9 protein-coding genes are annotated in these 12545 nt (G+C 68.3%); 2 read left to right on the top strand and 7 right to left on the bottom strand.

Features of this window, described 5'->3' with window-relative positions:
* The first annotated feature begins 119 nt into the window (after positions 1-119).
* On the top strand, positions 120-728 hold the full coding sequence (locus tag PVZ77_RS25800) for an FMN-dependent NADH-azoreductase (protein WP_273808847.1): 609 nt from the start codon (positions 120-122) through the stop codon (positions 726-728).
* A 290-nt stretch (positions 729-1018) separates the two neighbouring features.
* On the opposite strand, the gene hutC is transcribed toward PVZ77_RS25800, so the two are convergent.
* From hutC to PVZ77_RS25765, 7 genes are all read right to left on the bottom strand, one after another.
* Positions 1019-1732: a histidine utilization repressor gene (hutC, locus tag PVZ77_RS25795; RefSeq protein WP_273808846.1), complete on the bottom strand. Its 714-nt coding sequence runs from the start codon at positions 1730-1732 to the stop codon at positions 1019-1021.
* A 76-nt stretch (positions 1733-1808) separates the two neighbouring features.
* Positions 1809-3341, bottom strand: coding sequence for a histidine ammonia-lyase (gene hutH / locus PVZ77_RS25790; protein ID WP_273808845.1), 1533 nt, complete (start codon positions 3339-3341; stop codon positions 1809-1811).
* A gap of 3 nt (positions 3342-3344) precedes the next feature.
* On the bottom strand, positions 3345-5015 hold the full coding sequence (gene hutU, locus PVZ77_RS25785) for a urocanate hydratase (RefSeq protein WP_273808844.1): 1671 nt from the start codon (positions 5013-5015) through the stop codon (positions 3345-3347).
* Positions 4999-5994 (bottom strand): formimidoylglutamase, encoded by a 996-nt coding sequence (hutG, locus tag PVZ77_RS25780; RefSeq protein WP_273808843.1) that lies wholly within the window; start codon positions 5992-5994, stop codon positions 4999-5001. Before hutG ends, hutU begins: the two co-directional genes overlap by 17 nt.
* Positions 5984-7198 (bottom strand): imidazolonepropionase, encoded by a 1215-nt coding sequence (hutI, locus tag PVZ77_RS25775; RefSeq protein ID WP_273808842.1) that lies wholly within the window; start codon positions 7196-7198, stop codon positions 5984-5986. Before hutI ends, hutG begins: the two co-directional genes overlap by 11 nt.
* A gap of 467 nt (positions 7199-7665) precedes the next feature.
* Positions 7666-8547, bottom strand: a complete 882-nt coding sequence (locus PVZ77_RS25770; RefSeq protein ID WP_273808841.1) for a transglutaminase family protein — start codon at positions 8545-8547, stop codon at positions 7666-7668.
* A complete protein-coding gene (locus PVZ77_RS25765) occupies positions 8547-11027 on the bottom strand; it encodes a circularly permuted type 2 ATP-grasp protein (protein WP_273808840.1) in 2481 nt (826 codons plus the stop codon). The genes PVZ77_RS25770 and PVZ77_RS25765 overlap by 1 nt, the downstream gene beginning before the upstream one ends.
* 313 nt (positions 11028-11340) lie before the next feature.
* Between PVZ77_RS25765 and PVZ77_RS25760 the strand changes: the two genes are divergently transcribed.
* The gene (locus PVZ77_RS25760; RefSeq protein ID WP_273808839.1) at positions 11341-12540 is read left to right on the top strand and encodes a zinc-binding metallopeptidase family protein; all 1200 of its coding nucleotides are present in this window, start codon (positions 11341-11343) and stop codon (positions 12538-12540) included.
* The last annotated feature ends 5 nt before the right edge of the window (positions 12541-12545 follow it).

Genomic DNA, 12545 nt, shown 5'->3' with positions numbered 1-12545 from the left:
ATCTATCGCCACTCCAGGAACCGCCCCCAGACCATCCATCGGTACACCCTATCCGACGCTGGCGCACCCCAGCGAGACGCTTATAGTTATCGCAATCCCCATCCCTCGAGGATCCGCCCATGCCCCGTCTGTTGCACGTGATAGGTTCGCCCCGCCAGGATCGCTCCGCCTCGCTGGAAGTCGCCACCGCCTTCATCCAGGCCTGGCAAGGCAAACATCCCGGCGCCGAGGTGGATACCCTTGATGCCTGGCATTGCGACCTGCCGGAATTCGACGGTCCCATCCTCGACGCCAAGTACGCCGGCATCCAGGGTGAGCCCCTCAGCGCCGAGCAGGAGCACGCCTGGACAGTGGCCAAGGCGCTGGCACAACGCTTCAAGGCCGCGGATGTGCTGGTGTTCGGCGTGCCCTGCTGGAATTTCGGCATTCCCTACAAGCTCAAGCAGCTGTTCGACGTGGTCAGCCAGAAGGACCTGCTGTTCACCTTCGACGAGCGCGGCCTCAATGGCCTGCTCGGCGGTCGCCAGGCACTGGTGATCGCCGCCCGCGGTGCGGCCCTGGATCGCCAGGAGCATCAGGAAGCCTATCTGCGCACCTGGTGCGAGATGGTCGGCATCGATCGGATGCATACCGTGGTGGTGGAAAAGACCCTTTTCGGTGCCGAGGTCGACCAGGCTTCGCGGGACCAGGCCAAGCAGGCTGCCGTGGCGCTGGTGGGCAAGCTCTAATCTCTACCTAGAGGGGCTACCCTCACCCCAACCCTCTTCCAGGGGGAGAGGGGGCAGTCTCGTAGGTTGGGTTGAGCGCAGCGAAGCCCGACACCCGCTGCCAACCCACGACAACCCTTACCCTACCCTTTCCCAGAGGGAGAGGGGGCAGTCTCGTAGGTTGGGTTGAGCGCAGCGAAGCCCAACACCCGCTGCCAACCCACGACCACCCTTTCCCAGCGGGAGAGGGGCAGTCTCGTAGGTTGGGTTGAGCGGAGCGAAGGCCAACACCCATCCCCACTCCACGCCCCTCAACGGTGCCGGGTCGTCGAACTCAACTTGTACCTGTCACCCGGATGCAGCAGCCGCACATAGCTGACCAGGTGTTCGTCCGACCAGGTACGACGGATCATCGACAGGCAGGCCGCGCCTTCGGCGATGTCCAGCCAGAGCGCGGTCTGGGCGGTGGCCAGCACCGCCTCGACGATGTGCTCCACGTCGCTGATCGGACAGCTGGCCACCAGTACCTCGTTGGGGGTCTGACGGCTGAAGTCGCTCTCCAGGTAGTGGGGTACCCAGCGCGGATTGACGTAGCGGTCTTCCAGCTGGATGGGCAGGCCGTTCTCGCGATGCACCAGGATGCTGTGGAACACCTGGCTGCCGATCCGCAGCCCCAGGCGCAAGGCCACCTCGTCGTCGGCGGCGATGGCTTCGCTGCGCAGCACCTCGTTGGAATACGCATGCCCCCGGGCGCGTACCTCGGCGGCGATGTTCATCACCTCGTGCAGCGAGGATTCGGCCTTGCGCTCGATGACGAAGGTGCCGAGCCCCGCCTGGCGCATCAGGTAGCCCTGCTGCACCAGGCGGGTGATGGCCTTGTTGGCGGTCATGCGGCTGACGGCGAAATCCCGCGCCAGCTGCTCCTCGGTAGGAATCTGGTGATGCACCGGGTAGGCACCACCCTGGATGCGTTCGAGCAGGAAGTCCTCGATCACCTTGTAGCGCGGGGGTGTCGTGCTGCTCACGCGAACTCCAGGCCGGAAAATGGGAAGCCGATGATAACGCGCGGTCCGGCGTTCTGGCTGCCGGACCGCGTCCGTCTCAGAGACTGGGCAGCAGCCGCGGCGTGACCAGCGCGTTCAGGCAGCCGCTGGCCAGCAGTGCGCTGGCGGCCTCGATGTCGGGGGCGAAGAAGCGGTCTTCCTGGTAGTAGGGCACCTGCTCGCGCAGCAGGCTGCGCGCCCTTTCCAGTCGTTCCGAACTCTTCAGGCCGTGACGGAAATCCAGGCCCTGGCAGGCGCCCAGCCACTCGATGGCGAGGATGCCGCGCACGTTCTCGGCCATGGCCCACAGTCGCTTGCCGGCGTTGGGCGCCATGGATACGTGGTCTTCCTGGTTGGCCGAGGTGGGCAGGCTGTCGACGCTGGCCGGATGGGCCAGCGCCTTGTTGTCGCTGGCCAGGGCCGCGGCGGTGACCTGGGCGATCATGAAGCCGGAATTGACCCCGCCGTTCTCCACCAGGAAGGGCGGCAGCTGGGACATGTGCCGGTCCATCATCAGCGAGGTGCGCCGCTCCGACAGGGCACCGATCTCGGCCAGCGCCAGGGCCAGGTTGTCGGCGGCCATGGCCACCGGCTCGGCGTGGAAGTTGCCGCCGGAGATGACGTCGCCCTCCTCAGCGAATACCAGCGGGTTGTCGGATACCGCGTTGGCTTCGACCTCCAGGACCTCGGCGGCCTGGCGCAACTGGGTCAGGCAGGCACCCATCACCTGGGGCTGGCAGCGCAGCGAATAGGGATCCTGGACCTTGTCGCAGTTGGCATGTGAGCGGGAGACCTCGCTGCTGTCAGTGAGCAGCTCGCGATAGGCCGCAGCCACGTCGATCTGGCCGCGCTGGCCCCGCGCGGCATGGATGCGCGCATCGAAGGGCGCCCGGGAGCCGAGCATGGCCTCGACGCTCAGGCCGCCGCAGACCGTGGCCGCGGCGAACAGGTCTTCGCCTTCGAACAGCCCGCGCAAGGCATAGGCGGTGGACACCTGGGTGCCATTGAGCAGCGCCAGGCCCTCCTTGGCGGCCAGGGTTATGGGTTCGAGACCCGCCACCGCCAGCGCCTCGCGGGCCGGCAGCCACTGGCCCCGGTAGCGCGCCTTGCTCTCGCCGATCAGCACCAGCGACAGGTGCGCCAGCGGCGCCAGATCCCCCGAGGCGCCCACCGAGCCCTTGAGCGGAATGTGCGGATAGACCTCGGCATTGATCAGGCCGATCAGGGCCTCGATGACCTGGCGGCGGATGGCGGAAAAGCCACGGGCCAGGCTGTTGACCTTGAGCAGCATGATCAGCCGCACCAGGTCGTCGTCCAGCGCCTCGCCCACCCCGGCGGCATGGGACAGGACCAGGGAGCGCTGCAGCTTTTCCAGGTCCGCCGGCGCGATCCGCGTCGAGGCCAGCAGCCCGAACCCGGTGTTGATGCCATAGGCGGTCCGGCCTTCGGCCAGGATGTTTTCCACGCAGGCCACGCTGGCATCGATGGCCGGGTAGGCCGCCGGATCCAGCTCGACGCGCAGTGGCTGCTGATAGGCCTGGCGCAGCTGGGCCAGGTCGAGAGTGCCGGGTTTGAGGGTCAGGGTGTGCATCGATCAGACTCCTTTGCCAATCATGGGCAGCTTCAGGCCCTGCTCGCGGGCGCAGTCGATGGCGATGTCATAGCCGGCGTCGGCGTGGCGCATCACCCCGGTGGCCGGGTCGTTGTGCAGGACCCGGGCGATACGGGCCGCGGCGGCGTCGGTGCCGTCGCAGACGATGACCATGCCGGAGTGCTGGGAGAAGCCCATCCCCACCCCGCCACCGTGGTGCAGCGAGACCCAGGTGGCGCCACTGGCGGTATTGAGCAGGGCATTGAGCAGCGGCCAGTCGGAGACGGCATCGGAGCCGTCCTGCATGGCTTCGGTCTCGCGGTTGGGGCTGGCCACCGAGCCGGAGTCCAGGTGGTCGCGACCGATGACGATGGGCGCCTTGAGTTCGCCGCTGCGCACCATCTCGTTGAAGGCCAGGCCCAGCTTGGCCCGCTGGCCCAGGCCGACCCAGCAGATGCGTGCCGGCAAGCCCTGGAAGGCGATGCGCTCGCGAGCCATGTCCAGCCAGCGGTGCAGGTGGGCATCGTCGGGGATCAGTTCCTTGACCTTGGCGTCGGTGCGATGGATATCTTCGGGGTCGCCCGACAGCGCGGCCCAGCGGAAGGGGCCGATGCCGCGGCAGAACAGCGGGCGGATATAGGCCGGGACGAAGCCCGGGAAGGCGAAGGCATCGGCGACGCCGGCTTCCTGGGCCATCTGACGGATGTTGTTGCCGTAGTCGAAGGTCGGGACGCCGCTCTTCTGGAAGTCGAGCATGGCTTGGACGTGCACGGCCATGGACTGCTTGGCAGCCTGGACCACGCCAGCCGGATCGGTGGCTGCGCGATCCCGGTATTCGGCCCAGGTCCAGCCGATCGGCAGATAGCCGTTGAGGGGGTCGTGGGCGCTGGTCTGGTCGGTGACCATATCCGGGCGCACGCCGCGGCGGACCAGTTCGGGCAGGATCTCGGCGGCGTTGCCCAGCAGGGCGACGGAGACCGCGGCACCGGCGGCGGTGTGCCGGGCGATGCGCGCCAGGGCGTCGTCCAGGTCGCTGGCCTGTTCGTCCACATAGCGGGTCTTGAGGCGGAAGTCGATACGGCTCTGCTGGCACTCGATGTTCAGCGAACAGGCGCCGGCCAGGGTCGCGGCCAGGGGCTGGGCACCGCCCATGCCGCCGAGACCGGCGGTGAGCACCCAGCGGCCGCGCAGGTCACCCTGGTAGTGCTGACGCCCGGCCTCGACAAAGGTCTCGTAGGTACCCTGGACGATGCCCTGGCTACCGATGTAGATCCAGCTGCCGGCGGTCATCTGGCCGTACATGGCCAGGCCCTTGGCATCCAGTTCGTTGAAGTGCTCCCAGCTGGCCCAGTGCGGTACCAGGTTGGAGTTGGCGATCAGCACCCGCGGGGCGTCGGCGTGGGTCTTGAAGACCCCGACCGGCTTGCCCGACTGCACCAGCAGGGTCTCGTCGTCGCCCAGTTCCTTGAGGGTGGCGACGATGCGGTCGTAGCTTTCCCAATCGCGCGCCGCCCGGCCGATGCCGCCATAGACCACCAGCTCCTCGGGATTTTCCGCGACCGCGGGATCGAGATTGTTCATCAGCATGCGCAGCGGCGCCTCGGTCAGCCAGCTCCTGGCATTGAGCTGGGTGCCGCGGGGGGCGCGGATCTCACCTTCACGAAAGCGGGTCATGGGGATCTTCCTCTCTTGTTGTTCGCGACAGGCCCTGGAGGTCCAGTGCCAGGGTATGGATCAGCCGCGCCGCGACCCGGGCCGTGCGGCCGTCCTGGTCGAGCGCGGGATTGAGTTCGGCCACGTCGGCCAGGCGCAACTTGCCGCTGGCCTTGAGCCGGCGGATCAGGGGTTCCAGCAGCGCGAGGCTCACGCCATGAGCGGCAGGCGCGCTGACCCCGGGCGCCTCGCCCGCGGGCAGTACGTCCAGGTCGAAGGTGAGATAGAGGGCGTCGCACCCGGCGGCGAAGGCGTCCAGCTCGGCGCCGATCCGCTCCAGGCTGCCTTCGCGGATTTCATGGTCTTCGCGGATCAGCACGTCCAGCTCGGCGGCACGCCTGAGCAGCGTGCGGGTATTGGCCGCCAGGCTCAGGCCCAGGCAGGCATAGCGAAAGGGCCAGTCGTGGTGGGCACAGTGAGCGGCGATCTGGGCGAAGGGCGTACCGGAGGTAGCTCCCCGAGTCGGATCGCGCAGATCCAGGTGGGCGTCGAAATTGACGATGCCAATGCGCGGCTTGGGCAGGGTCTTGGCCAGGTGCAGCGCCAGGCCCGACCAACTGGCCCAGGCCACCTCATGACCGCCTCCCAGCACCAGCGGCAGGTGACCGGCATCCAGCAAGAGGCACACGCCCTCGGCCAGGCGCTGCTGGGCGCCTTCCAGATCACCGTCGGCGCAGCGGATATCACCGGCGTCATAAGCCGGACCCTGACGTTGCCAGGCGACATTGGCCAGGGCGCGCCGCAGCGCGACGGGCCCCTCGGCAGCGCCGGTGCGACCCTGATTGCGCCGCACCCCCTCGTCACAGGCGAAACCCAGCAGCGCCATACCCGGCGCGCTGCCTGCGGCCAGCGGCTGGATGCACTGGTGCCAGCGCAGGGCGTCGGCTTCAGGATCGGTCCGGCCGGTCCAGAGTTCCAGGGTCTGGCGATCAGCGAACATGCTGCACCTCCCCGGCGAAGATGCGCTGCCGCAAGCGCCCCGGACGCACCTCATAGGCCAGCTCCGCCGGCTGATCGACGTCCCACAGGCAGAGATCCGCCGGGGCACCCACCTGGATACGACCCAACTCCGGTCGCCCCAGAGCCTGGGCGGCGTGGGCGGTCATGCCGGCCAGGGCCTCGCGGGGCGTGAGGCGAAACAGGGTGCAGCCCAGGTGCGCGATCAGGGTGGGCAGATAGAGCGGCGAGGTGCCGGGATTGGCGTCACTGGCCAGCGCCATGGGCACCCCGTGGCGACGCAGCAGTTCGACCGGTGGATGTTGAGTCTCGCCCAGCATCAGGAAGGCGCCAGGCAGCAGCACGGCGACGGTACCGGCGGCGGCCAGGGCGCGTACCCCGGCTTCGTCGAGATACTCAACATGGTCCGCCGACAAGGCTCCCAGCCGTGCGGCCAGGGCGCTGCCGCCAAGGTTGGACAGCTGCTCGGCATGGGCCTTGATCGGCAGACCGTGCGCCCGTGCCGCCTGGAAGACCCGCTCGCACTGGGCCGGCGAAAAGGCGATCCCCTCGCAGAAGACGTCCACCGCATCGGCCAGCCCTTCGGCCACCGCGGCCGGAATCATCGCCTGGCAGACCAGGTCGACGTAGCCGTCGGCATCGCCCTGGAATTCCGGCGGCACGGCATGGGCGCCCAGCAGCGTGGTGATCACCCGGACCGGTAGCGCCTCGCCCAACCGGCGCGCGACGCGCAGCAGCTTGAGTTCGTCCGCCACCGTCAGGCCGTAGCCGGACTTGATCTCGACGGTGGTGACACCCTCTTCGGCCAGGGCCTGCAAGCGCGGCAAGCTCAAGGCGAAGAGTTCCGCCTCGCTGGCCGCCCGGGTGGCGCGCACCGTGCCGAGGATGCCACCACCGGCGCGGGCGATCTCGGCGTAGCTGGCGCCTTCCAGCCGCTGCTCGAATTCCCCGGCGCGCTGGCCGGCATGGACCAGGTGGGTATGGCAATCCACCAGGCCGGGCGTCAGCACCCCGCCCTCCCCGGCCAGCTCGACCCCCTCGCCCAGCGCGGGGTCGAAGTCGGTTTCCGGCCAGAGCCCGACGATGCGGCCAGCGTCCACCCGCACGGCCATGGGCGTGGGCCGGGTCTGGAGGCCATCGAACAGGGTGACGTGGCGCCAGAGCAGCGGTTGGGTAGCGACGGACATGGTGACCTCCCCGGTTAATGTATATACATTTAATCCAGAGCCGATCAATCGTCAAGCAGTGGAGCTGCTCCTTAGCTTCGATGCTGGAGGAACGACGATAGCGAGACAACGGAAGCTCAGTTGCGGGTAAAGACGACACTCATTTTGTATAGACAATAAGGAATCTGCGGAGACGTAGAAGCGAGTCGCCTGTTGCTACAACCCAAAGGCTGACCGCACCTATGGCGCCATCTTGAAGATCGCCACTATCAGTGCCGCGTCTATAAGCGGGCGCGACAGCCGATCGCGATCTTGTCAGGGCTGGTAGAGCTGAACACCTGCTCGGACAATCCCCTCTCCCCTCGGGAGAGGGTTGGGGTGAGGGCGCCCTCGTCACGAAGTCCCAGTGGAAAAGGCTGCGCCGTTTTCCACGCTACGGCGCTGTAGGTAGGTGTTCCATAGCTGGAATTCCTGCCAAGCCAAACACGCTACAGCGGTGTCACCGTCACCTCGACCACCGGATCGTGGTCGCCGCCGCCGAGGATCACCCCGCGCAGCGGCGAGACGTCGGTGAAGTCGCGGCCCCAGGCCAGGGTGATGTGTTCCAGGTCCGGCAGGACGTCGTTGGTGGGATCGAAGTCGACCCAGCCCAGCCGCGGGCAATGCACGCTGACCCAGGCGTGGGAAGCATCGGCGCCGATCAGCCGCGGCTTGCCGGGTGGCGGACGGGTCAGCAGATAGCCACTGACATAGCGCGCCACCAGCCCCAGGGCGCGCAGGCAGGCCAGCATCAGGTGGGCGAAGTCCTGGCAGACGCCATGGCGGTGCTCCAGCACCTCGCGCAGCGGCGTCGCCACCTGGGTGGCGGTGGCGTCGAAGCGGAATTCGCGGTGGATCTTTTCCATCAGCGCGCTACAGCCCGACAATAGGGGCCGACCCGGTGGAAAACAGTCCTCGGCGAAACGGGCGAAGATGCCGTCCAGCGGCACTGCCGGGGATTCGAAGCGGAAGTGATGGACGTCCAGCGACACCCGGGCGGCGGGATAGCGCAGGCCGTCACGGACCCCCTCCCAGGCGGGCGAATCCGCCAGCCTGAGACCGGCGCGGGAATCCACCTCCACCTCCAGCTCGGTACCGACATAGAGTTCGTCGTGGGGCCGCTCGAAGGACAATCGCGTCAGCGGATTGCCGAAGGCGTCCCAGGCGTCCTGGCGCTGGGTCGGCTGCGGCAGGATCACTAGTTGCCGGGACAGGCAGCGCTGCCAGCCACAGTCGCGCGGCAACAGATGCAGCAACTGCTGCGACAGCGACACCGGCGCCGCGTAGCGATAGTGGGTGTCGTGCTGGATGCGATAGCGGACCCGATTCATCACATGGATACCGTGCGCTGACTGACGGCGTCGACATGGGCGAAGCAGCGATAGATGACCCGCTCGGACAGCTGGCTGCTGGCCTCGGCGATCTGTCGCAGCAGCCGCGCCACGCCTTGCTGCACCTCGACCCGACCGGCATCGCCGAACAGGGTGCTCTCCAGGGTCGCGAGGTCGAAGCGGCGCAGGCGATCGTAGGCGTCGTGCAGTGCCGGATCGCGGGGCAGGCCGTAGTAGCGTTCCAGGTGCTCCACGGCGTTGATCAGCGCATGCAGCTGGAAGCGGATCGAATAGGGGTTGTGCTCGTGCAGCATGAGCAGGTCCAGCACCGGGATCAGCTGGGGCGCCGCCTGGTAGCGCGAACGATAGGTGATGATGCTGTTGCCCAGCTCCAGCAGCCATTCCAGGCCGGCCGCGTCCCAGGTGGCCCCGCCTTCGAGAAAGTGCGCCAGGCTGCCGGCGAGGAATTGCACCCGCTCGATGCGCCGGCCGATCATCAGGAAGCGCCAGCTCTCGTCGTGGGTCATGTCGTCGAAGGTGAAGCCGGCCACCGCCGCCAGCGCCATCACCAGGCGGTTGAGACTCTGCAGCGCCTCGCCCGGCTCGCTGCCGACCTGGCCCAGGCCATGGGCCTCGCGCTCCACCTCGCGAATGGCGCGCCAGTTCTCCGGCGACAGTCGTCCACGCACCTGGGCCGCGGCCCAGTGCAGCCGCTGCAGATTGGCGCCCAGGCCGCTGGGAAAGTCACCCGGCCCCAGGGCCGCGCGCAGTTGCTCCGCCAGCCGGTCGCCCGCCGGCAGCAATTCCAGGGCCGTGGCCAGATCGATGGCCGACTGCACCGCCGGCCCGCCGTCGTCGGCGTCGAGGTAGCGACTCAGGACGATTCGCAGCAGGCGCGCGGCATCTTCGCAGCGCTCGCTGTAGCGACCGTACCAGAACAGATTCTCGGCCGTGCGCGAGGGCAGGAAGGGGTCCTTGCGCACCAGGTCGCGCACCCCCAGCACCCGCGCCCCGGGCACCTCGGCGGCGCCGCGGCTGCCGCCCAGCACCCAGGTGTCCTTGCTCGACCCGCCGCGCTGCATGGACACCACCGCGGCGCCCTCGTGGGCGACCCGGGTCAGGCCGCCGGGCATCACCCAGTAGCCGTCTTCGCTGGCCACCGCATAGACGCGCATGCCGATGGCGCGCGACTGCAGACTGCCGCCCTGCCAGACCGGCGCCTGGGACAGCTGGATGCGCTCCTGGGCCACATAGGCATGGGGCGTGGCCAGGATGCGCGCGCGCAATTCGGCCAGTCCCTCGGCATCCAGCGCCTTGCCGAACACCGGCTCGAAGCCCTGGGCCGGATAGGCCGGCTTGATCACCAGCTCCGCCAGCCGCGCCAGGGCCGCTTCCCGCACCGGCGTCTCGCCGCACCACCAGGTGGCGACGGAGGGCAGCGCCAGGGTCTCGCCCAGCAGCGCCTGGCAGACGCCGGGCAGAAAGCCCAGCAGACCGGGCGACTCCAGCAGGCCGCTGCCCAGGGCATTGGCCATGATGACGTTGCCCTGGCGCACCGCTTCCAGCAGGCCGGGTACGCCCAGCGCCGAATCGGTACGCAATTCCAGCGGATCGCAGAAGTCGTCGTCCAGCCGGCGGAACACCGCGTGGACGCGCCTCAGCCCGCTCAGGGTCTTCAGGTAGAGGCAGGCGTCGCGCACCGTGAGGTCCTGGCCTTCCACCAGCGGAAAGCCCAGTTGCCGGGCCTGGTAGAGGTGCTCGAAGTAGGTCTCGTTGTAGCGTCCCGGCGTCAGCAGCACCGCCAGCGGTGCCTCCTCGCCGGTGTCCAGGCCGGTGCTCAGGGTACGCTGCAGGGCCTGGAAGTAGCCAGTGAGTGGCTGGACCTGCAGATCGCGGTGCAACTCGGGAAAGGCCCGCGCCACGATGTGGCGGTTCTCCAGGGCATAGCCGGCGCCGGAGGGCGCCTGGGTGCGATCGGCCAGCACCCACCAGCGGCCATCGGGCGCGCGCGCCAGATCCACCGCATAGACGTGCAGCCAGGTATCGCCCGGCGGGCGCAACCCCTGGCAGGCCCAGAGAAAGTTGTTGTGACCGAACACCAGCTCCGGCGGCAGCAGCCGCTCGTGCAGCAGGCGCTGCTCGCCATAGAGATCGCCCAGTACCCGGTTCAGCAGGCGGGCCCGCTGCGCCACGCCCGCCGCCAGGGGTGCCCACTCCTCCGCCGAGATCAGTTGCGGCAGCAGGTCCAGCGCCCAGGGCCGGTCGCTGCCCTTGGGATCGGCATAGACGTTGTAGGTCACGCCGTTTTCCTGGATCTGCCGGGCGATCAACGCCTGGCGCTGATCGAGCTGCGCGGGTCGCAGTCCGGCCAGATGGCCGTAGAAGCGGCGCCATGGCGGCCGCACGCCGCCCCGCGGACTCCAGAGTTCGTGGTAGCTGCCGGTCATGTCACTGGCATTGCGGGAAGCGTTCGGGGGCATGGTCGGAAGACGGCTGACAGGGTACGCGAGCAGGTTCGGAGAGGTCGCCTCGACGGGCACGCCAGAACGCACGCGCCGGTCGCGACCGGTAACCTAGGGTAGTGATGTGCGTCGGGATGCGCCACCGCTAACGCTGGCCGCCGCTGCCTGTGGCGCGCCATCCGGTGCAGGAGCCGATCCCAGAGCCCTCGCCGGCCGTCCCAGGCGACGAACAACCCGGAACTCCAGGGTCGAGCCGCTCTACTAATCCGCTAGCAAGACGCCGGCGCTCCGCCGGCGTCCGACGCGGCCGCTCTCGCCAGGTATCAGCCCCATGCGCAATTTTCTCGGAAGCTACAGCTCGAATCGTCAGCAGCGCAATGCCCTGCGCGCCCTGCCCGTCCAGCGCAAGGTCGCCAACTGCACCTGCGGCCAGTCCATCTTCTTTCCCAACAGCGAGTGCCTGGCCTGCGGCAACGCCCTGGGCTACGCCCCGGACCAGGGCACGCCGACGGCGCTGCTGCCAGGCGAAGGCGGCCTCTGGCAACTGCCCGAGGCGACCAGCGCACTCTATCGCCGCTGCGCCAACCTGGACATGCCCGCCGCCTGCAACTGGCTGGTACCGGCCGACTCGGGAGAAAACTTCTGCGTGGCCTGCCAGCTCAATCACACCATCCCGGACCTGTCCTTCGAGGGCAACGGCGAGCGCTGGCGCAAGCTTGAGCTGGCCAAGCGGCAACTGGTCGCCCAGTTGCTGGGCCTGGGGCTACAGGTGATCCCCCAGACCGTGGATGCCGAGCACGGACTCGCCTTCGACTTCCTCGCCCCCGATGCCACCGGCACCCCCACCACCGGGCACGCCAATGGCCTCATCACCCTGAACATCCTCGAAGCGGACGATGCCCACCGGGAAAAGGTCCGTGCCGACATGCACGAACCCTATCGCACCCTGCTCGGGCACTTCCGCCACGAGGTCGGGCACTACTACTTCGATCGCCTGGTCGCCGGCACCGATTGGGAAGCCCCCTTCCGCGCCCTGTTCGGTGACGAACGCGCCGACTATGGCCAGGCCCTCCAGCGCCACTACGAGCAGGGCGCACCGACAGGCTGGGAAAGCCAGTACGTCAGCGCCTACGCCACCATGCATCCCTGGGAGGACTGGGCGGAGACCTGGGCGCACTACCTGCACATGATGGACACCCTGGCCACCGCCGCCAGCCTGGGCATGAACGCCGGCAGCCTGCACCTGGACTTCCAGCCTTTCACCCGCGAGGCGCTGTACGAGGCCGAGGATCGCAGCGACGACGAATTCCTCGGTTTCGCCAATGCCTGGATCGAATTGGCGGCCATGCTCAACGAGCTGTCCCGCAGCATGGGCCAGCCGGACTTCTATCCCTTCGCCCTGCCCGCCCCGGTGATCGCCAAGCTGCACTTCATCCACAAGGTCATCCACTCGGCCCAGCCCAGCATGCTGGAACAGGGCCTGGCCGCGGACGACACCACGGCGGGTGCCACCCTGGGCGCTACCCTCTGACCGGG

This window comes from Pseudomonas sp. SHLD1 (assembly GCF_028640935.1).
Classification (GTDB): Bacteria; Pseudomonadota; Gammaproteobacteria; order Pseudomonadales; family Pseudomonadaceae; genus Chryseomonas; species Chryseomonas aestiva.
The sequence above is the reverse complement of the archived record's forward strand: the minus strand, read 5'-3'. Positions and strand labels throughout refer to the sequence as shown.